Raw genomic sequence first — 20,882 nt, forward strand, 5'->3', positions numbered from 1 at the left:
TCCGCTCGGATGAGGGAACCGGCCATCGGCAGCGTTGATCACGGACGATAGGCTCGCCCGTCGACCGTGCGTCAACTGAGCGCCGGCAGGGGAGAAACGGGGCGGGTCAACCATGATGGGACCGGCGCACTCGCTGTCCGGAGCCGCGGCCTGGCTGGGGGTCGGAGCGGTCGCGGCGGCCTTCGACCGGCCGATGCCCTGGCCGGTTCTCCTCGTCGGCGCGCTCATCTGCGCGGGCGCGGCCCTCGCCCCCGACCTCGACCACAAGTCGGCGACCATCTCGCGGGCCTTCGGACCGGTCTCCAAGGGCCTGTGCGAGATCGTCGACAAGCTGTCGTACGCGGTCTACAAGGCGACCCGCTCCTCCGCCGACCCGCGCAGGTCCGGCGGCCACCGGACCCTCACCCACACCTGGCTCTGGGCGGTCCTGATCGGCGGCGGCGCCTCCGCCGCGGCGGTCACCGGCGGCCGCTGGGCGGTCCTCGCCATCCTCTTCGTGCATCTGGTGCTCGCCGTGGAAGGCCTGCTGTGGCGGGCCGCCCGGATGTCCAGCGACGTCCTGGTGTGGCTGCTCGGGGCGACCAGCGCCTGGATCCTGGCGGGCGTGCTCGACAAGCCGGGCAACGGCGCGGACTGGTTCTTCACCGGCCCCGGCCAGGAGTACCTGTGGCTCGGCCTGCCGATCGTCCTGGGCGCCCTCGTCCACGACATCGGGGACGCCCTGACCGTCTCGGGCTGCCCGATCCTGTGGCCCATCCCGGTCGGCCGCAAGCGCTGGTACCCGATCGGTCCGCCGAAGTTCATGCGCTTCCGCGCCGGCAGCTGGGTCGAACTGAAGGTCCTGATGCCCGCCTTCATGCTTCTCGGCGGAGTGGGCGGGGCGTCGGCGCTCGGCTTCCTCTGACGTTCAGGCGGTACGGGGCACCCCGAGGGTCGTCACGAGCCGGGACAGCTCTTCCTGGAAGAGCTTGTCCGGGCTCGCCGTCTGGCGGCCGAGGTGTCCGTACACCTCCAGGGCCACGAGGCCGTGCAAGTGTCCCCAGAGCCGCAGGGCGAGGGCGACGCCCGCCGGGGGCAGTTCCGGGAAGGCCGGGCGCACCTTGTCGAGGAGTCCGGCGTCGAAGTCGGACCAGGTGAACGCGCTGTCCCGGTAGAGGGGTCCGGCGTGCGGCCAGGCGGCCGCGGCGAGCCCCGCGAGTCCGGTGCACACCCGGCGGGCCGCGTCCGGGGCCGGGCCCGCCTCGGGCGCGCGGTAGCCGGGGACCGGGTCGCCGTACACGAGCCGGAAGCCTTCGGGGTTCGCCAGGGCCCAGGCGCGGAAGGCGCGGGCCCAGGCGAGGATGCGAGCGGCCGGGTTTTCGGCGGGGGCGCCGGCCCAGGCCGCCTCCACGGTGTCGGCGAGCGCCGAGTACACGTCGTCGATGAGCCTGGTGACCAGGTCGTCCCGGGTGGCGAAGTAGCCGTAGATCGCGTTGGCCGTCATGCCCATCTCGCGGGCGATGGCGCGCAGCGTGATGGCGTCGGGGCCGCCCGAGGCCACCGCGACGCCCTGAACGTGCTGCGCACCTCGAACCGGCGGTGGACCTACTTCAGCCCCGCCGAGGACATCGCACCAGGGGAGCGCACCGGCCGCTTCCGCATCGGCGAGGACCAGCCGGTCAGGGACGCCGAGGGACGCAGCCGCGTCTCGGCGGAGGACGCGGCCGTGGCGCTGATCGACGAGGCGGAGCTGCCCCGCTTCGTCCAGCGCCGCTTCACGATCGGCTACTGAGCCGGGCCGGGCGGGGCCGTCGAACGACAGCCCCGTCCTGTCCGTCAGCCCCGCCTGGTCCGCCCGCCCTGTCGGTCAGCCGTGCCAGGAGCGCCACAGGGCCGCGTACGCCCCGTCCGCCGCGACCAGTTCCGTGTGGCTGCCGAGCTCGGTGATCCGGCCCGACTCGACCACCGCGATCAGATCGGCGTCGTGAGCGGTGTGCAGCCGGTGTGCGATGGCCACGACCGTGCGGCCGTCCAGGACACGGCCGAGGGAGCGCTCCAGGTGCCGGGCCGCCCGCGGGTCGAGCAGCGAGGTCGCCTCGTCGAGGACCAGCGTGTGCGGGTCCGCGAGGACGAGGCGGGCGAGGGCGATCTGCTGGGCCTGCGCGGGGGACAGGGACCTGCCTCCCGAGCCGACCTCGGTGTCCAGGCCCTCGTCGAGACCCCGCGCCCAGACCTCAGCGTCCACCGCCGTGAGCGCGGCCCACAGCTCGGTGTCCGACGCCCCCGTCCTGGCGAGCAGCAGATTGTCCCGGAGCGTGCCCACGAAGACGTGGTGCTCCTGGTTGACCAGGGCCACGTGCTCCCTGACCCGCTCGGCCGGCATCCGGGCCAGTTCGGCGGCGCCGAGCGTGACCGAGCCGGTCCGCGGGGCGTAGATCCCCGCGAGCAGCCGGCCGAGGGTGGACTTGCCCGCGCCCGAAGGGCCCACCAGGGCGATCCGGGTGCCGGGGGCCACCGTGAGGGAGACCTCGTGCAGCACGTCGACGCCCTCGCGGTAGCCGAAGCGGACGTCGTCGGCCCGGACGGCGCGGCCCTCCGGCCGCACCTCCTTGTCGCCCGCGTCCGGCTCGATGTCCCGGACGCCGACGAGCCGGGCCAGGGACACCTGGGCGACCTGGAGCTCGTCGTACCAGCGGAGCACCAGACCGATCGGGTCCACCAGCATCTGCGCGAGCAGGGCGCCCGTCGTCAGCTGGCCCACGTCGATCCAGCCCTGGAGGACGAAGACCCCGCCGAGCAGGAGCACGGAACAGAGCACCGTCATGTGGGTGACGTTGACGACAGGGAAGAGCACCGAACGCAGGAAGAGGGTGTACCTCTCCCACGCGACCCACTCGGTGATGCGCCGGTTCGACAGGGCGATCCGGCGGTCGCCGAGGCGGTGCGCCTCGACCGTGCGGCCGGCGTCGACCGTCTCGGCGAGGGCGGCGGCCACCGCCGCGTACCCCGCGGACTCCGAGCGGTACGCCGAGGGCGCCCGCTTGAAGTACCACCGGCCGCCCACGATGAGCAGCGGCGCGGCGAGCAGCGCGGCAAGGGCGAGCGGCGGCGAGGTCACCGCCAGGCCGCCGAGCAGCAGTCCCGCCCACACGACGCCGATGGCCAGCTGGGGCACGGCCTCGCGCATCGCGTTGGAGAGCCGGTCGACGTCGGTGGTGATCCGGGACAGCAGGTCGCCGGTGCCGGCCCGTTCGAGGACGCCGGGAGGCAGGCCGACCGCGCGGACCAGGAAGTCCTCCCGGAGGTCGGCGAGCATCTCCTCGCCGAGCATCGCCCCGCGCAGCCGGACGAGCCGTACGAAGAACGTCTGGACGAGCAGCGCGACCGCGAACAGCGCGACCGTGCGCTCCAGATGCAGTTCGCGCGCTCCCGAGGCGAGTGCGTCCACCACCGAACCGAGCAGGTACGGGCCGGCCATCGAGGCGATCACGGCGACCGCGTTCACCCCGATGAGCAGCGCGAACGCCCGGCGGTGACGGCGCAGCAGCTCGCGGACGTAGGTGCGGACGGTCGCGGTCGCGGCGACGGGCAGTGTCGTCGCCGTCGTCGGGGCCGCCGGGTCGTACTCCGGTGGCGCCAGGCCGATCATGCCGTCTCCCCTTCCAGTGCTTCGACGCCGTCGGGGCGGTGGACCGCCTCGGCGCTCTCCTCCTCGGTCTCGCGGGTGACGACCGCGCGGTAGCGGGGCTCCCGCGCGAGCAGCTCGCGGTGGGTGCCGACGGCGACCGCCTGGCCGTCGTCGACCAGGACGACCCGGTCGGCGCGGTCCAGGAGCAGCGGCGAGGAGGCGAGGACCACGGTGGTCCCGCCCGCGCGCAGCCGGGCGATCCCGTCGGCCACCCGTGACTCGGTGTGCGAGTCGACCGCCGAGGTCGGCTCGTCCAGGACGAGCACCTCCGGGTCGGTCACCAGGGACCGGGCGAGCGCGAGCCGCTGCCGCTGGCCGCCGGAGAGCGACCGGCCCCGCTCGGTGATCCGGGTGCGCATCGGGTCTCCGTCGGTGTCCACGGAGGCCTGCGCGAGGGCGTCGAGGACGTCGCCGCACTGGGCGGCGGCGAGCGCGTCCTCGGGCAGGACCGCTCCCGACGAGGGCACGTCGAGGAGTTCCCTGAGGGTGCCCGAGAGCAGCACCGGGTCCTTGTCCTGGACGAGGACGACCGTACGGGCGGTGGCGAGCGGCAGTTCGTCGAGCGGGACCCCGCCGAGCAGGACCGAGGTGTGCCGCTCGTCGGGTTCGGACGGGTGGCCGCCGAGCCGGTCCGCGAGCCGTCCGGCCACGTCCGGGTCGCCGCAGACGACGGCGGTGAGGAGGCCGGCCGGAGCGCGGAGCCCCGTGAGCGGGTCGTACAGGTCGCCGGTCGCCTTGCGGTCCTCGTCCGGCGTGGCGGTCGTGGTGGTCGTACGGGCCAGGGCGAGGACCCGGGCGGCGCGTTTCGCGGACGGCCGGGAGAAGGAGAAGGCCATGGCGATCTCCTCGAAGTTCCGCAGCGGGTGGTACGTGAGGGCGACGGCGCTGTACACGGTGACGAGCGCGCCGACCGTGATCCGCCCCTCGGACGCGAGCCGCGTCCCGTACGCCACCACGACGATGAGCAGGATGCCGGGCAGCACGACCTGGGTCGCCGAGATCAGCGCCCACATCCGCGCGCTGCGCACGGCGGCCTTGCGGACCTCCTGGGAGGCGGCCCGGTAGCGGCCGAGGAACAGGTCCTCGCCGCCGATGCCGCGCAGCACGCGGAGCCCGGCGACGGTGTCGGAGGCCAGCTCGGTGGCCTTGCCGGCCTTCTCGCGCTGGATGTCCGCCCGGCGCGTCGCGCGGGGGAGGAGCGGCAGCACGGACAGGGCGAGGACGGGGATGCCGACGGCCACCACGACCCCGAGGGAGGGTTCGTAGAAGAGGAGGCCGGCGCAGATGACGACCAGCACGACGGCGCCCGCGAGGAAACGGGACAGGGCCTCGACGAACCATCCGATCTTCTCGACGTCGCCGGTGGAGACGGCGACGACCTCGCCCGCGGCGACCCGCCGGGTCAGGACGGAGCCCAGTTCGGCGGTCTTGCGGGAGAGGAGCTGCTGGACCCGGGCGCTGGCCGTGATCCAGTTGGTGACGGCGGTGCGGTGCAGCATCACGTCGCCGACCGCGATGGCGGCCCCGCAGAGCACGAGCAGCGCGCCGGCGAGTGCCAGCCGCCCGCCGTCGCGGTCCACGACCGACTGCACGGCGAGGCCGACACCGAACGGGAGGCCGGCGATGCCCAGGTGGTGCAGGAGTCCCCAGAGGGTGGACTTCACCTGACCGCCGAGCTGTTGACGGCCGAGCCAGACGAGGAACCGGGTGCCCGAGCGGACATCGGGTACCCCTGGGTCGGCGTGGGGAAGATCTCGAATCTGCATGGCGTCCCAGGGTCTCCGGGTCTGTCTGGGGGATGCGCGCCGGGGTGTTCGAGGGGTCGGATCCGGCCGCGGGAAGCCGTGAAAGGTTCGCCTTTCCCCCGCCGGACGGCAATCGATTTTCCACAAGACGGAACAGATCGCGCCATGTCCGATCATCGTCTTCTGGACGCACGGCGCTGACCACGCTTCACTTCCGGCTCATGAGATCACTCAAGATCATGAGCATGCTCAGCGGTCTGGTGCTCGCCGCCGGAGCCCTCCTCACCGCCCAGCCGGCCGCCGCCGACGGCCCGAACGGCCCGACGCCCCCAGCCGAGTTCACCAGCGACTGGCACGACCCGGTCACCGCCGCCCCGCCCGTCGACACCCCCGGCACCCGCAGCTGCGAGGTGACCCTCGCCGCCGCACAGTTCCGGGACTTCACCCCCTACCAGGGGAGTTACGTTCCGCCGAAAGAGTGCGGCACCCGCTGGAACAAGGTCGTCCTGCGCCTCGAAGGCAGCGTGAAGGGCCGCCAGTACGACCGCCTCGGCCACCTCACCCTCGGCGGCGTGGAGATCTTCCGCACCTCCACGCCCCAGCCCTCGCCCGACGGCATCACCTGGTCCGTCGAGAAGGACGTCACCCGCTACCGGGACGTCCTCAGCCGCCCGGGTCCCGTCGAGATGCTCATCGGCAATGTCGTGAACGAGACGTACACCGGCGTCCTCGACGTCCGCGTCACCCTCACCTTCCACACCGCCGAGGGCCGGGTGAAGCCCGCCGCCGGAACACCCGACCGCGTCGTCCCGCTCACCGGGGCCACCCTCACCACCCCGCGCAACACCGAACGCGTCCTCGCCGAGGTGTACGCCACCGGCTCCGGCGGCGGCTGCGAGGAGTACTGGTACCTCTCCGTCCCCGACGCCGCCCCCTACTCCTGCCGGGCGCCCGAAGGCCCGCACCGGGAGGTGCGCGTCTCCGTCGACGGACGCCTCGCGGGCATCGCCGCCCCCTTCCCCACGGTCTGGACCGGCGGCTGGTCCAACCCCTTCCTGTGGTACGTCACCCCCGCACCGCGCGCCTTCGACGTCCAGCCGGTCGTCTACGACCTGACGCCCTTCGCCGCCCTCCTCAACGACGGCCGCGCCCACCGCGTCGACGTCACGGTCGCCGGGGTACCGGCCGGGCAGGCGGGCTGGTCCACCCCCACCAACGTGCTGCTCTGGCAGGACGAGGGCAGCCGGGTCGTCACCGGCGGCCTCGACCGCCACGAGGAGACCGCACCGCGCAACTCCTCGGCCTACACAGCCGGTTCACCCCACCGCCTGGACACGGAGGCCGGCCACCGGCTCACCGTCGCCGGCCATCTGAACACCTCGCACGGCCGCGTCGACACCACCGTCACCCGGACCGTCGCCCACACCTCCACCCACCGCTGGGGCGAGGGGGAGAACCCGGACGCGCTCACCGCCCGCTGGACCGACCGGGAGACCGTCACCACCGGCAGGACCGTCACCCGCACCGACCGGACGTACACCATGGACGGGGAGACGACCGTCGGCGAGGGCGACCGGCTGCGCACGGTCCTCACCCTCGGGGACCGCGCCGACACGAGCGTCGTCCGCGACGGGCGGCGCCTGTCGTGGTCGAGGCTCGACGACACGTACACCGGGGACGCCACGTACACCACCGGCGTCCCGCGCGACCAGCGGCACGCGGTCGGCACCACGAACGAGCGCTACCGGCTGTACGGCTCCGGAGGCTGCTACGACCGCAGTCTGACCACCGTCCAGGGCACCGTCACCGAGGACCTGCGGCGCTGCTGAACACCACGGTGCCCGGCCCCCTCGGGACGAGGGGCGCCGGGCACCGGCTCCTCACGCGGGCTTCACCGAGTCCACGCCCGGGCGGGCCCGGCGCCACTCGCCCCGGGTGAAGTCGGGGATCTCCTGCGGGGCGCCCCCGGCCTTGATCGAGGCGTGGCTCAGCGGCAGCGGCGCCGTCCACGTGGCGGCGTCGTACACGTCGAAGTCCGGCGGCAGGCTGAGGCGCATGCACTGCATCAGGCGGTAGACCATCAGGTAGTCCATGCCGCCGTGGCCGCCCGGCGGGTTGGCGTGCTCCTTCCAGAGCCAGTGGTCGAACTCGGCCGCGTACGCCGAGAAGTCGCCCCACTCGTCGTCCTTGTGGTCCGGCTCCAGGTAGATCCGGGCCGGATAGTCCTCGAAGACGCCCCGCGTGCCGCCCAGGCTGTTGATCCGGCTGTACGGGTGCGGGGTCGAGACGTCGTGCTCCAGGCGGATCACCCGGCCCAGAGCCGTCTGGAGCAGACTGATGGTCCGGTCGCTCGCGACGTACGACTCCTTCCAGCTCGGGTCGCCGGCCGGCATGTTCTCCTCGCGGTACTCGGCGAGTCCGAGCGCCGGAGTGCCGAAGCTGCTGATGCTCACCACCCGGTCGCCCCGGTTGACGTCCAGGTAGTTCGCGACCGGGCCGATGCCGTGGTTCGGGTAGAGGTCGCCCTTCAGACGGGTGTGCCAGAGCCGGCGCCAGGGGCCCTCGTAGTACGTGGGGGAGAACATCAGGCCGCGCAGGTCGTGGTTGTACGCCCCCGCGCCGTGCAGGAGACGGCCGAACTTGCCGGCGTGCGCCATCCGCAGCACCCGCATCTCGTTCCGGCCGTAACAGCAGTTCTCCAGCTGCATGCAGTGACGGCGGGTCCGCTCCGACAGGTCCACGAGCTCCCACAGCTCGTCGAGCCGCATCGCGACCGGACACTCCACACCGACGTGCTTGCCGTTCAGGAGCGCCGCGCGGGCGATCGCGAAGTGGCTGTCCCAGGGGGTGGCCACGTACACGAGGTCGACGTCCGAACGGGCGCTGAGGTTCTCGTAGTCGTCCTCGCCGTTCGCGTACACGGCCGGGGCGGGCCGGCCCGCGGCGACGACCTTCGAGGCCGCCCGCTCGGCCTTGGCGCGAACCGGGTCGCAGACGGCGGTCACCCGCACCCAGGGGTGCGCGAGGAAGTGGGGGAGCATGCCGCTGCCCCGGTTGCCGAAGCCGACGACGCCGACCCGGACCGTGGAGCGGCCCTCGAAGGGGACCCCGGCCATGGTCGCCCCTTGCCGGCGCGGTGCGGCCCCGGGCCCGGCGGCCGGCCCGGCGGCCTGGGCGGACGGACCGCCGACGGCGCCGCCCCCCAGGACCGCCCCGGCGGCGGCGGTTCCGAGGACCTGGCGGCGGCTCGGGGCGTGCGGCGTCTGCTCGTTCAATGGAACCTCCCGGGCCGCGTGCACGGCCGTCCCGACGGATGATCGGACATTACTGTTCCGGCTCTCGCGCCGAGCGGCACGGAACACCCGCCGTCACCCGAACATACGAAGGGCCCCTCACCGCTCGGGGTGAAGGGCCCTCCGGATCCGGGGAGCCGAGGCGCGGTCAGGGGCGCGTCGCGCGCTCCAGGGCCAGCAGCACCGAGCCGTAACCGCGGCCCGTCGCCCGGTCCATGCCGATCTCGCACATCCGGTTCGCCGAGAGGTGCGCGTCGAAGGGCCGCGCCGTCACCTCGGCCGCCTCACGGGCGGTCGCCGCGGCCGTCAGCTCCGGATGCAGCATGCCCCGGTCGCCCGCGAAGGCGCAGCAGCCCGCGTCGGCGGGGACGACGACCTCCTCCGCGCAGGCACGGGCGAGTTCCGTCAGCTTCTCCTCGTCGCCCAGGTGCCGCATCGAGCACGTCGGATGCACCACGGCCGAGCCGACCCGGCGGCGCACGTCGAGCCGCGGGAGCAGCTCGTCCGCCGCCCACACCAGGGAGTCGAGCACGTTCAGCTCCGCGTGCAGCGCCCGGTTGGCCTCCGTCAGGTACGGCACCACCTCCCGCGCGATGCCGAGCGTGCACGAGGAGGCGTCCACCACCAGCGGCAGCGTCCCGCCCGCCGTCCACCCCCAGGCCGCCTCGACGATCCGGTTCGCCATCACCTCGTTGCCCCGCTCGTACCCCTTGGAGTGCCAGATCGTCGCGCAGCACGTACCCGCCACGTCGCCCGGGATCCACACCGGCTTCCCCGCCCGCGCGGACACCGCGACCACCGCCTCCGGCAGCGAGGGCCCCCGGTCCCCTTCCGGATCGCCGAAGATCCGGTTCACACAGGCCGGGTAGTAGACGGCGACCGCCGCGGGGCGGTGGGTGCGGGGCAGCCGCCGCGCCGCCGCGCCCGGGAGCTCCGGCAGCCACTCCGGCAGGAGGTCGGTGCTGACCGCCCGGCGTGCCACGCCCGTCACCGACGCGAGGACCCGGTCGCCGATCCGGTCCGCGGCGGCGACGGCGAGCCGTGCGGACGCCTCCACCGCCCGGAAGTCCTTCGCGGCCAGGGCGGCGATCCGCTCCTCGCGCGGCGAGTGCCGCTCGTGCCGGAACCTCTTCATCAGGGCGCCGGTGTCGATGCCGACGGGACAGGCCAGCTTGCAGGTGGAGTCCCCCGCGCAGGTGTCGACGGCGTCGTAGCCGTAGGACTCCAGGAGACGGGTCTCGACCGGGGAGCCGTCGGGCTGCCGCATCATCTCGCGGCGCAGCACGATCCGCTGGCGCGGAGTGGTCGTCAGGTCCTGGCTGGGGCAGGTCGGTTCGCAGAAGCCGCACTCGATGCACGGATCGGCGATCCGCTCCACGGACGGGATCGTCTTGAGGCCGCGCAGATGGGCGTGCGGGTCGCGGTCCAGGACGATCCTCGGGGCCAGTACCCCGTCGGGGTCGACGGCCTCCTTGATCCGCCACATCAGGTCGGTCGCCTTCGTGCCCCACTCCAGTTCGAGGAAGGGCGCGATGTTGCGGCCGGTGGCGTGCTCCGCCTTGAGGGACCCGTCGAAGCGCTCCACGGTCAGCTTGCAGAACTCGTCCATGAAGCCCGCGTACCGCTCGACGTCGGAGGGGTCGGCCGCGTCGAAGGCGAGCAGGAAGTGGAGGTTGCCGTGGGCCGCGTGGCCCGCGACGGCCGCGTCGAAACCGTGCCGGGCCTGGAGGTCGAGCAGTGCCGCGCAGGCCTCCGCGAGCCGGAACGGCGGCACCGCGAAGTCCTCGGTGATCAGGGTCGTACCGGAGGGGCGCGAGCCGCCGACGGCCGTCACGAAGGCCTTGCGGGCCTTCCAGTAGCCGGAGATCCTCCCCGGATCGCGGGTGAACGCGTTCTCCACGGAGGCCACGGGGGCCACCAGGCCGAGCCCGGCGAGCACCTCGGCCGCCGCCCGTTCGTACGCGTCGAGGGCCGCCGCGTCCGGCGCCCGGAACTCGACGAGGAGCGCCGCCGTCTCCCTGGGCAGCTCCGCCCAGTCGGCGGGGACGCCCGCCACGCTCACCGAGGCCCGCAGCGTGTTCCCGTCCATCAGCTCGACGGCCAGGGCCCCGGCCTCGGTGAACCGGGGCACGGCGGCGGCCGCCGCCGGCAGCGAGGGGAAGAAGAGCAGCGCCGTCGACACCTCGCGGTCCAGCGGCAGCGTGCCGAAGACGACCTCCGAGATGAAGCCGAGGGTGCCCTCGGAACCGACCATGAGGCCGCGCAGGATCCGCACCGGGGTGTCGCCGTCGAGGAAGGCGTCGAGCCGGTAGCCGTTGGTGTTCTTGATGGCGTACTTGGCCCTGATCCGGGCCGTCAGCTCGGGATCCGCCTCGATCTCGGCCTTGAGCGCGAGCAGTTCCGCGCACAGGCGCGGCTCGGCGCGCGCAAGCTCCGCGTCGGCGTCCGGGTCGGCCGTGTCGACCACGGTCCCGCTCGGCAGCACGAAGGTGAGCGAGGAGACGGTCCGGTACGAGTTCCGGGTCGTCCCCGCCGTCATGCCCGAGGCGTTGTTGGCGACGACCCCGCCGATCGTGCAGGCGATGGCGCTGGCCGGGTCGGGCCCGAGGACCCGCCCGTGCGGGGCGAGCGCGGCATTGGCCCGTACGACGGTGGTGCCGGGGCGGATCCTGGCGCGGGCGCCGCCGTCGAGGACCTTCACGCCCGCCCAGTGGCGGCGCACGTCGACCAGGATGTCCTCGCCCTGGGCCTGGCCGTTGAGGCTGGTCCCGGCGGCCCGGAAGACCACCTCGCGGCCCTTGCCGTGGGCGTACGACAGGATCGTGGAGATGTCGTCGATGTCCTCGGCGACCACGACGACCTGCGGGACGAAGCGGTACGGGCTGGCGTCAGAGGCGTACCGCACCAGGTCGGAGATCGTCGACAGGACCTTCTCCGCGCCGAGCAGCTCGGTCAGCTCCTCGCGCAGCCCCCGCGGCGTGCCCTTGGCGTGGAGCTCCGGGACGCGGTCCGGGGCCGGACTCCGCTTCGTACCGGGACGAAGGGTCTGCGGGTTCGGCTCGAACAGCGGCATGTCATGGCTCCCCTTCGGCGCGGCCCCGTGCCCGAGGGGTCAGCAGCCGCCCTCCGGGCCGGGGTCGACCAGGGCGGTCAGCAGACCTCCGAGCACCTCGCGCTGTGCGGCGGTCAATGGAGCAAGGATGTCCTCTGCGGCGGCCCGGCGCGCGCTGCGCAGCTCACGGAGCGTGGCGCGGCCCGCGTCGGTGAGCTCGATCCGCACGACCCGCCGGTTGCTCGGATCGGGTACCCGGCGCACCCGGTCGACGGCCTCGAGACCGTCGACGAGACTGGTCACGGCGCGCGGGACCACTTCGAGCCAGGCCGCGAGATCGGCCATCCGGGGCGGCTCCCCGAAGTGCGCGACCGTGCGCAGCAGCCTGGACTGGGCGGGTGTGATGCCGACCGGCTCCAGGTGGCGCTTCTGGATGCGGTGCAGGCGCCGGGTGAGCCGGAGGAGCTGCTCGGCGAGGAGCCCGTCGGCGTCGGTCCTGGTCAGCGGGTCGGAGGTGGTCATACGGGAACAATATCAGGACCATGTTCATTGTGAGTATAGGTAACAATGAGCTAGGGTCTTCTCCGACCCCGAACCCTCGAAGGAGCCCATGCGCCCCCACGACCAGTCCGACTGGACGCCCCCGCCCCGCGCCTCCGGCCAGCCCCAGGAGCCCGCGCAGCTGCGGCGCATCCTGCGGCTCTTCCGCCCCTACCGCGCGCGCCTGCTGATCGTCGGCCTGCTGGTCGGCGCCGCCTCGCTCGTCTCGGTCGCCTCCCCCTTCCTCCTGAGGGAGATCCTGGACACCGCGATCCCGCAGGGCCGTACGGGTCTGCTCAGCCTGCTCGCCCTCGGCATGATCGCCACCGCCGTCCTGACCGGCGTCTTCGGGGTGCTCCAGACCCTCATCTCCACCACCGTCGGCCAGCGTGTCATGCACGACCTGCGCACCGGGGTCTACGAGCAGCTCCAGCGGATGCCGCTCGCCTTCTTCACGCGCACCCGTACCGGCGAGGTCCAGTCCCGCATCGCCAACGACATCGGCGGCATGCAGGCGACCGTGACCTCCACGGCCACCTCCCTCGTCTCCAACCTCACCGCCGTCATCGCGACCGTCGTCGCCATGCTGGCCCTGGACTGGCGCCTCACGCTGGTCTCGCTGGCCCTGCTGCCGGTCTTCGTCTGGATCAGCCGGCGCGTGGGCCGCGAGCGCAAGCGGATCACCACCCAGCGGCAGAAGCAGATGGCCGCCATGGCCGCGACCGTCACCGAGTCCCTCTCGGTCAGCGGCATCCTGCTGGGTCGCACCATGGGCCGCGCCGACTCGCTGAGCAAGTCCTTCGCCGAGGAGTCCGAGCGTCTCGTCGACCTCGAAGTGCGTTCCTCCATGGCCGGACGGTGGCGGATGTCCACCATCGGCATCGTCATGGCCGCCATGCCCGCCCTGATCTACTGGGCCGCCGGCATCGCGCTCGGCTCGGGCGGGGCCCAGATCTCGCTGGGCACGCTCGTCGCCTTCGTCTCCCTGCAGCAGGGCCTGTTCCGGCCGGCCGTCAGCCTGCTCTCCACCGGCGTGCAGATACAGACCTCGCTCGCCCTCTTCCACCGCATCTTCGAGTACCTCGACCTGCCGGTGGACATCACCGAGCCCGCCGAGCCGGTCCGGCTCGGCGAGGTCCGCGGCGAGGTCGCGTTCGAGAAGGTCGAGTTCCGTTACGACTCCCCGGGCACCGGCCGCCCGACCCTCGACGCCATCGACCTGACCGTCCCCGCCGGGGGCAGCCTGGCCGTCGTCGGACCCACCGGCTCCGGCAAGTCGACCCTCAGCTACCTCGTGCCGCGGCTCTACGACGTCACCGGCGGTCGCGTCACCCTCGACGGCGTCGACGTGCGCGACCTGGACTTCGACACCCTGGCCCGCGCGGTCGGCGTCGTCTCCCAGGAGACGTACCTCTTCCACGCCTCCGTCGCGGACAACCTCCGCTTCGCCAAGCCGGACGCCACCGACGAGGAGATCGAAGCCGCCGCGCGCGCCGCCCAGATCCACGAGCACATTGCCTCGCTCCCCGAGGGGTACGACACCCTCGTCGGCGAGCGCGGCTACCGCTTCTCGGGCGGCGAGAAGCAGCGCCTCGCCATCGCCCGCACGATCCTGCGCGACCCGCCCGTCCTGATCCTCGACGAGGCGACGAGCGCCCTCGACACCCGTACGGAACTCGCGGTGCAGCAGGCCATCGACGCCCTCTCCGCGGGCCGCACCACCATCACCATCGCCCACCGGCTCTCCACCGTCCGCGACGCCGACCAGATCGTCGTCCTGGACGCGGGACGGATCGCCGAGCGCGGGACGCACGAGGAGCTGCTCGCCCGGGACGGCCGGTATGCGGCACTGCTCCGCAGGGACGCCCGCGGCGCCGTGACCGCCGTGGCCGACGCGCCGCCCGACGACGGACCCGAGGCCAGCGCCGAACAAGCGAACGTGGGAGCGGTTGTTCCCCAGAACGTGTGATCGTGCCGGGAATCGTTGCCCCGCTCCCGTACGGCGTCAGAAGATTGCGGTGCGCGATCGACGTGCTGCAGACCGTGACCGCGCAGTCCCACAGCAGTCCCACTGATGTACCTGTACGAGGAGAAGCACCACCATGAACGTCATCACCGATCTGCTCGCCGGCGTCTTCCACTTCCTGGGATGGCTCGTCTGACGATCGCAGCGCCCGGCGCCGTCGGTTCCCCGTCCCAGGGAGCCGGCGGCGCCGCCGCGTGCGCGGGTTCCCCGGATTCCCGTACGCACCGGGTTAGCGTGCGGCCATGACGCACCGGCCGCCGTCACCGTACGCACCCCCACGCCGCCCCCGACGCCTGACCCTTCCCCGGTCGCCCCGGTCGCCCCGGTCGCCCCGGTCGCCCCGGTCGCCCCGGCCTCCCCGCCGGTCCCGGCTGACCCGGCGCGGCCGCATCGCGCTTCTCCTCGGAGCGGTCCTGGTCGTCGTCGCGGGGATCACCGTCCCCCTGCTCCTGACCCGTGACGAACCCGCCGTCGAGCAGCCCCGCAGCCTGCTCGTCCCCGAAGGGTGGCGCGCCGGGCAGGTCTACACGGCCGTCGACCGGGTGCTCGGCCTGCCCGAGGGCACCGCGCGCAGGGCCGTCACCGCACCCGGCACCGCCCTTCCGCTGCCCAAGGCGGCCGGCGGCAACCCGGAGGGCTATCTCTTCCCCGCCACCTATCCGGTGCTCCGGGCCACCACCCCCGAGGGGCTGCTGCGGTTCATGGTGGACACCGCGGGCAAGCGGTTCGGGACCGGGCGGATCACCGAGGGGGCGAAGGCCCACGGACTGAGCGTGTACGAGGCGGTGATCGCGGCCAGCATCGTGCAGGCCGAGGCCGACAACCCGGAGGACATGGCCAAGGTCGCCCGGGTCGTCCACAACCGGCTCGCCCGGGGCATGGCCCTCCAGATGGACTCGACCCTCAACTACGCGCTCGGCCGCAGCACCGTGGACACCACGTTCGAGGACACCCGGACCGAGAGCCCGTACAACACCTACGCACGCAAGGGCCTGCCGCCGACGCCCATCGGGAACCCGGGCGACCAGGCCCTGGACGCGGTGATCCGCCCGGCGGACGGCGACTGGCTCTACTTCGTCACGGTGGCCCCCGGCGACACCCGCTTCACGGCCGACTACGCGGCCCACCAGGTGAACGTGGCCGAGTTCAACGCCAACCGCGGCGCCGCGCGGGGCTGAGCCTCCCGCCGGGTCACCCGGCGGGAGCCGCGACGGGGGCGCCGCGCAGCAGGCGGCGGATGCCGGAGACGGCCGCGCGGCCGGCCCGGTTGGCGCCGATGGTCGAGGCGGAGGGGCCGTAGCCGACGAGGTGGACCCGCTCGTCCCGGACCGCTCGCGTCCCCTCGACCCGGATGCCGCCGCCCGGCTCGCGCAGCCGCAGCGGGGTCAGATGGTCGATCGCCGCCCGGAAGCCCGTCGCCCAGAGGATCACGTCCACGTCGAGCGTCCGGCCGCCGTCCCAGACCACCCCCGTCGGCGTGATCCGGTCGAACATCGGGAGCCGGTCCAGGATCCCGCGCGCGCGTGCCGAGCGGATCGCGTCGTTGACGGGGAGCCCGGTGACCGAGACGACGCTCTGCGGGGGCAGCCCGCGCTTCACCCGGTCCTCGACGAGCGCCACGGCCGCCCGTCCCTGCGCCTCCCCGAAGGGGCCCTCCCGGAAGACCGGCTCGCGCCGGGTCACCCAGAAGGTCTCGGCGGCGACGTCCGCGATCTCCATGAGGTGCTGGGTGCCGGAGGCGCCGCCGCCGACGACGAGCACCCGCTTCCCGGCGAACGGCTCGGGACCGGGGTATCCGGCCGTGTGCAGCTGGTGGCCCCGGAACGTCTCCTGGCCGGGGTAGCGCGGCCAGAAAGGCCGGTCCCAGGTGCCGGTGGCGTTGATCAGCGCGCGGGTGGCGTAGTCGCCCTCCGAGGTCTCGACGAGCAGCCGTCCGTCCTCGCCCTCGCGGACGGCGGTGACGTCGACGGGGCGGTGGATCCGCAGGTCGAAGGTGTGCTCGTACGTGTCGAAGTACGCGCTGATCACCTCCGACGAGGGGCGCGCGGGATCGGCGCCGGTCAGCTCCATGCCGGGCAGTGCGTGCATCCCGTGGACCTTGCCGTACGTGAGCGAGGGCCAGCGGAACTGCCAGGCGCCGCCCGGCCGGGGGGCGTGGTCGAGGACGACGAAGTCCCGGTCCGGTTCGAGACCGGCGCGGCGCAGGTGGAAGGCGGCGGACAGGCCCGCCTGGCCCGCGCCGATGACGACGACGTCCACCGACGCGGCCCGCCGACCGGCCGCCGGTGCCGGGTCCTCTTCCGCGCGCTCTTCCACCACGAAATCGTTCACGGTTCTACCAACCGGGACGGGGGCGCGGAACTTCCCGCGCCCCCGTGGAGTGTGCCGGAGGGCCTAAGGGGGTGTCTTGCCGATCAGGCCGGGCTCGCGGTGTCTGGCACCGCGCCTCGCCGCGTTGTCGTCGATCGCCATGGCTCCGCCATGACTCCCTCCTCCGCCTTGCGATCCACGGCACCAGACACCGCTCCCTGATCCGGCCTGATCGACAAGACACCCCCTACCGCCCGCCGGGCACCAGGAGCGGCGCTCCACCGGGCGCCGAGGCCGGACGGCCGTTCGCCGCCGGCACACCGAGCAGCGGGTCGGCGACGACCGACGGCAGCAGCCCGCGCGACGCGAGGACCGGCCGCACGCCCTCGCCGAACCAGTACGCCTCCTCCAGATGCGGGTAGCCGGACAGGACGAAGTGCTCCACGCCCAGGTCGTGGTACTCCTCGATCCGGTCCGCGACCTCGGCGTGGCTGCCGACCAGCGCGGTGCCCGCGCCACCCCGTACGAGACCCACGCCCGCCCACAGGTTCGGCGAGATCTCCAGCTGGTCGCGGCCGAGCGAGCCGCTCCCGTGCAGCGCCAGCATCCGCTGCTGGCCGACCGACTCGCTGCGGCCGAGGACCGCCTGCGCGGCCGAGACCGTCTCGGCGTCGAGATCGGAGAGCAGCCGGTCCGCCGTCGCCCAGGCGTCGCGCGCCGAGTCGCGGGAGATCGTGTGCAGCCGGACGCCGAAGCGGACCGTCCGGCCGCGCTCCGCCGCGAGCCCCCGGATCCAGTCGATCTTCTCCTTGACCTGCCACGGCGGCTCGCCCCAGGTCAGATAGACGTCCGCGTGCTCGGCGGCCACGGGACCGGCCGCGGTGGACGAGCCGCCGAAGAAGACCTGCGGCAGCGGGTCGGGCGGCAGCGCGGTCAGCCCGCCGTCGATCCGGAAGTGCTCGCCCTCGAAGTCGAACGGCCGGCCGCTCCACGCTCCCCGCACCACCGAGAGGAACTCGGCCGTGCGCGCGTACCGCCGGTCGTGGTCGAGATGGTCGCCGAAGCGGCGCTGCTCGGCCGAGTCGCCCCCGGTCACCACGTTGAGGAGCAGCCGGCCCCGCGTGATCCGCTGGTACGTGGCCGCCATCTGGGCCGCGAGCACCGGCGACATCACCCCCGGCCGGAACGCCACCAGGAACTTGAGCCGTTCCGTGTGCTGGGAGAGGGCCACCGTCGTCAGCCAGGCGTCCTCGCACCACGTCCCCGTCGGGGTCAGCACGGCTTCGAAGCCCAACTGCTCGGCGGCCTTGGCGATCTGGATCAGATAGTCGATGTCCGGGGCCCGCACACCGGACACGGTCCGGTCGCGGGTGATGCCGCCGTCCGTGTAGGCGTGCCGGTCGACGAGGGTCCGGCCGTCGCCGCCGGTCGGCAGGAACCAGTGCAGATGGACGGTCATCAGGAGGCCTTTCCGTAGCTGCGCGCCGGCGTGGTCGACGGCGGCAGGTCCTTGTTGAAACGGGTGTCGACGAAGTCGGCGAAGCGGAACCTGCGGGGGATGAGCCCGAGGGCGGCGAAGGTGTCGGCGATCTTCTGCTCGGAGGCGACGGCCGCGTCGTCGAGGGCGACCGGGATACGGGTCCCGTTGCTGCGCTTCACGGCCGCGAGGGCCACCTCGTACGGGAGACCGGTCTCCTTCGCCCACACCCGGGCCCAGTCCTCGGGGTGGTCGAACACCCAGCCCTGGGCGCGCCGGAAGCGTTCGACGAAGTCGCCGATCGCCTTGGCCTTCGCGGGGTCGGCCAGGGCCGAGGGGGCGGCGACCTGGAAGCCGAGGCCGTTGACGAGGCCGCGCCCGTCGGCGAGGACCCGGCCCTTGCCGCTCAGCAGCACCTGCGAGGTGTACGGGTCCCAGACCGCCCACGCGTCCACCTTGCCGCTGCTGAACGCGGCCAGGGCGTCGGCCGGCTGCAGCGGGGTCACCCGGACGTCGTCCGGCTTCAGCCCGGCGTCGGCGAGGGAGGCGATCAGCTGGAAGTGGGCGGAGCTGCCCTGCGCGACGGCGACCTTCTTCCCCTTCAGGCCGCGCACGGACCGGACGGGCGAGCCCGTGGGGACGAGGATGGCCTCGCCCGCGGAGTCGCCGTGTGTCGCGGCGACGACGGTGATCTTCGAGTCGGCGCCCGCGGCGAAGACGGGCGGGGTGTTGCCGACGGAACCGATGTCGACGGCCTTGGCGTGCACCGCTTCGAGCAGGGGTGGACCGGAGCTGAACGTCGACCAGGTGATCCGGTAGGGGAGGTCGTCGAGTTCGCCGGCGGCCCGCAGGAGGGCTTCGGCGCCGCCCTTCTGGTCGCCGACGTTGAGGACGAGGGACCCCTCGCCGTCGGTGTTCGAGCCCTGGCCGGCGGCGGAGGCGCCGGAGCAGGCGGAGGCGAGCAGGGCGAGCGGCACGAGCAGGGCCGCGGCGGACAGGCGGAAGGACTTCACGGGTGTCTCTCCTCGGGGTGCGGAAGGGTGGTCATCGGCCGGCCGTCCGTGCGGCCGACTCGTGCTCCGCCACGCCGAGTTCGGCGAGCAGACGGGTGCGGAGCGCGGCGAGCGCGGGATCGCCGGGGGAGCGGGGGCGGTCGAGGTCGACGGCGGTGTCGTACGCGATGACGCCGTCCCGCATCACGAGGGCGCGGTCGGCGAGCAGCAGCGCCTCGTCCACGTCGTGGGTGACGAGCAGGACCGTGCAGCCGCGCCGCTGCCACAGTTCGGCCACGAGCCGCTGGGCCTTGATGCGGGTCAGCGCGTCGAGGGCGCCGAACGGTTCGTCGAGCAGCAGCAGATCCGGGTCGCGTACCAATGCCCTTGCGAGAGAGGCGCGTTGTGCCTCGCCGCCGGAGAGGGTCTTCGGCCAGGCGCCCGAGCGGTGGCCGAGTCCCACCTCCGCCAGGGCCTTCTCGGCGACCGCCCGGCCCGGTTTCCCCGGCAGTCCGAGCAGGACGTTGCGCCAGACCCGCTTCCACGGCATGAGGCGCGGCGCCTGGAAGGCGACGGCCCGGCGGCGCGGGACGAGGACGGTGCCGGAGATCTCGCGGTCGAGCCCCGCGAGGACCCGCAGGAGCGTGGACTTGCCGCAGCCGCTGTGTCCGAGGAGGGCGGTGAACTGGCCGGCCGCGAGTCTCAGGTCGAGGCCGTCGACGACGGGCCGCCCGTCGAAGGAGCGGGTCAGACCCTGGACGGTCACTGCCCGGTGAAGGTCGGTCGCCATTGCAGCAGCAGCCTTTCGAGAGTACGGACGACGGCGTCGGCGAGCAGGCCGAGGAAGGCGTAGACGACCAGGCAGACGACGATCACGTCCGTGCGGAAGAACTCCCGCGCCTGGTTCATGAGGAAGCCGATGCCGGCGTCGGCGTTGATGGACTCGCCGAAGACCAGGGCGAGCCAGGCCGTGGCCAGGGAGTAGCGCAGCCCGGTCATGGCCCCGGGCAGGGCGCCCGGCAGGACGACATGGCGGACGAGGCCCCACCGCCCGAGGCCCAGGGACTGCCCGGCCTCGACCAACTGGGCGTCCACGCCGCGGATGCCGGCGTACACGTTCAGATAGAGGTGGAAGGCGACGCCGAGCGCGATGAGCGCCACCTTGGGCGCCTCCCCGATCCCCAGCCAGATGATGAGCAGCGGGATGAGTCCGACCCAGGGCACGGTCCGCAGCATCTGGACGGGGGCGTCGACGAGGTCCTCCCCGAGCCGGGAGAGCCCGGACAGCAGGGCGAGCGCGATGCCGACGACCCCGCCGATCAGCAGGCCCGCGGCGACCCGGCGCAGCGAGACGCCCATCGCGGTCGGCAGGGTTCCGTCGCCGATCAGCTCACCGGCGGCGCGGGCGACGGTCCCGGGCGAGGCGAGCGCGTCGGGCGACAGCACCCCCGTCGAGCTGAGTGTCTGCCACAGGGCGAGGAGCAGGACGGGTCCGACGGTGCGGCGCAGCCAGCGGGGGACGGCGGGGCGGCGGCCGGGGCGCCGGTCGGGAGTGAGGGCCTCGACATCGGGTGAGGGCGATATGCCGGATGTGGGGGCGGGCGCGGAGGGGGGCGGGGCATGACTGACCGTCATGGCGGCACTCCAGGGGGAGAACGGGGGAAGGAGAGAGGGGTACGCGTCAGCGGCCGTGGGCGCGGGGAGGGCGCGGGCACGGAGGGCGGGGCGTCAGAAGGGTGACCGGACACACCACGGGCGTGGCGGTGTCGAACGGTGAAAG

Annotated in this window: 16 protein-coding genes; 5 read left to right on the forward strand and 11 right to left on the reverse strand. The window is 73.4% G+C overall.

The genetic code is table 11. From position 1 onward, the window contains the following. The first annotated feature begins 112 nt into the window (after positions 1 to 112). The gene (locus ACIA8N_RS30430; RefSeq protein ID WP_365780773.1) at positions 113 to 904 is read left to right on the forward strand and encodes a metal-dependent hydrolase; all 792 of its coding nucleotides are present in this window, start codon (positions 113 to 115) and stop codon (positions 902 to 904) included. 3 nt (positions 905 to 907) lie between these two features. On the opposite strand, the gene ACIA8N_RS30435 is transcribed toward ACIA8N_RS30430, so the two are convergent. Continuing rightward, positions 908 to 1,540, reverse strand: a complete 633-nt coding sequence (locus ACIA8N_RS30435) for a TetR/AcrR family transcriptional regulator (RefSeq protein ID WP_365780772.1) — start codon at positions 1,538 to 1,540, stop codon at positions 908 to 910. Between the two features lie 15 nt (positions 1,541 to 1,555). Between ACIA8N_RS30435 and ACIA8N_RS30440 the strand changes: the two genes are divergently transcribed. Further along, positions 1,556 to 1,771: a hypothetical protein gene (locus ACIA8N_RS30440; RefSeq protein ID WP_399416833.1), complete on the forward strand. Its 216-nt coding sequence runs from the start codon at positions 1,556 to 1,558 to the stop codon at positions 1,769 to 1,771. Positions 1,772 to 1,846: 75 nt separating this feature from the next. Here the strand turns inward: ACIA8N_RS30440 and ACIA8N_RS30445 are convergent, their stop codons facing one another. Both ACIA8N_RS30445 and ACIA8N_RS30450 read right to left on the reverse strand, forming a co-directional pair. After that, entirely contained in the window at positions 1,847 to 3,628 is a 1,782-nt protein-coding gene (locus ACIA8N_RS30445; RefSeq protein ID WP_365780771.1) for an ABC transporter ATP-binding protein, read from the reverse strand. Further along, positions 3,625 to 5,433 (reverse strand): ABC transporter ATP-binding protein, encoded by a 1,809-nt coding sequence (locus ACIA8N_RS30450; protein WP_365780770.1) that lies wholly within the window; start codon positions 5,431 to 5,433, stop codon positions 3,625 to 3,627. The genes ACIA8N_RS30445 and ACIA8N_RS30450 overlap by 4 nt, the downstream gene beginning before the upstream one ends. A gap of 200 nt (positions 5,434 to 5,633) precedes the next feature. On the opposite strand from ACIA8N_RS30450, the gene ACIA8N_RS30455 reads away from it, so the two are divergent. Then, on the forward strand, positions 5,634 to 7,241 hold the full coding sequence (locus ACIA8N_RS30455; RefSeq protein WP_365780769.1) for a peptide-N4-asparagine amidase: 1,608 nt from the start codon (positions 5,634 to 5,636) through the stop codon (positions 7,239 to 7,241). Between the two features lie 51 nt (positions 7,242 to 7,292). Here the strand turns inward: ACIA8N_RS30455 and ACIA8N_RS30460 are convergent, their stop codons facing one another. The 3 genes from ACIA8N_RS30460 to ACIA8N_RS30470 form a co-directional block, all read right to left on the reverse strand. Then, positions 7,293 to 8,687 carry a Gfo/Idh/MocA family oxidoreductase gene (locus ACIA8N_RS30460; protein WP_365780768.1) on the reverse strand — a complete coding sequence of 465 codons (1,395 nt, stop codon included), beginning with the start codon at positions 8,685 to 8,687 and terminating at the stop codon, positions 7,293 to 7,295. Positions 8,688 to 8,853: 166 nt separating this feature from the next. After that, a complete protein-coding gene (locus tag ACIA8N_RS30465; protein WP_365780767.1) occupies positions 8,854 to 11,778 on the reverse strand; it encodes an FAD-binding and (Fe-S)-binding domain-containing protein in 2,925 nt (974 codons plus the stop codon). A 39-nt stretch (positions 11,779 to 11,817) separates the two neighbouring features. Further along, a complete protein-coding gene (locus ACIA8N_RS30470; protein ID WP_365780766.1) occupies positions 11,818 to 12,279 on the reverse strand; it encodes a MarR family transcriptional regulator in 462 nt (153 codons plus the stop codon). 88 nt (positions 12,280 to 12,367) lie between these two features. Between ACIA8N_RS30470 and ACIA8N_RS30475 the strand changes: the two genes are divergently transcribed. After that, positions 12,368 to 14,266, forward strand: coding sequence for an ABC transporter ATP-binding protein (locus ACIA8N_RS30475; RefSeq protein WP_365780765.1), 1,899 nt, complete (start codon positions 12,368 to 12,370; stop codon positions 14,264 to 14,266). 299 nt (positions 14,267 to 14,565) lie between these two features. Continuing rightward, a complete protein-coding gene (gene mltG / locus ACIA8N_RS30480) occupies positions 14,566 to 15,501 on the forward strand; it encodes an endolytic transglycosylase MltG (RefSeq protein WP_365780764.1) in 936 nt (311 codons plus the stop codon). A 13-nt stretch (positions 15,502 to 15,514) separates the two neighbouring features. Here the strand turns inward: mltG and ACIA8N_RS30485 are convergent, their stop codons facing one another. From ACIA8N_RS30485 to ACIA8N_RS30505, 5 genes are all read right to left on the reverse strand, one after another. Continuing rightward, entirely contained in the window at positions 15,515 to 16,582 is a 1,068-nt protein-coding gene (locus tag ACIA8N_RS30485; RefSeq protein WP_365780913.1) for an NAD(P)-binding domain-containing protein, read from the reverse strand. A gap of 298 nt (positions 16,583 to 16,880) precedes the next feature. Further along, positions 16,881 to 18,092, reverse strand: a complete 1,212-nt coding sequence (locus tag ACIA8N_RS30490; protein WP_365780763.1) for an LLM class flavin-dependent oxidoreductase — start codon at positions 18,090 to 18,092, stop codon at positions 16,881 to 16,883. Beyond that, positions 18,092 to 19,123: an ABC transporter substrate-binding protein gene (locus tag ACIA8N_RS30495; RefSeq protein ID WP_365780762.1), complete on the reverse strand. Its 1,032-nt coding sequence runs from the start codon at positions 19,121 to 19,123 to the stop codon at positions 18,092 to 18,094. Before ACIA8N_RS30495 ends, ACIA8N_RS30490 begins: the two co-directional genes overlap by 1 nt. A 31-nt stretch (positions 19,124 to 19,154) precedes the next feature. Continuing rightward, positions 19,155 to 19,892: an ABC transporter ATP-binding protein gene (locus tag ACIA8N_RS30500; RefSeq protein ID WP_365780760.1), complete on the reverse strand. Its 738-nt coding sequence runs from the start codon at positions 19,890 to 19,892 to the stop codon at positions 19,155 to 19,157. After that, complete coding sequence (locus ACIA8N_RS30505; protein ID WP_365780759.1) at positions 19,865 to 20,737, reverse strand: ABC transporter permease; 873 nt, start codon at positions 20,735 to 20,737, stop codon at positions 19,865 to 19,867. The genes ACIA8N_RS30500 and ACIA8N_RS30505 overlap by 28 nt, the downstream gene beginning before the upstream one ends. Positions 20,738 to 20,882 lie beyond the last annotated feature (145 nt).

Source organism: Streptomyces sp. NPDC051822, assembly GCF_044452745.1.
Taxonomy (GTDB): Bacteria; Actinomycetota; Actinomycetes; order Streptomycetales; family Streptomycetaceae; genus Streptomyces.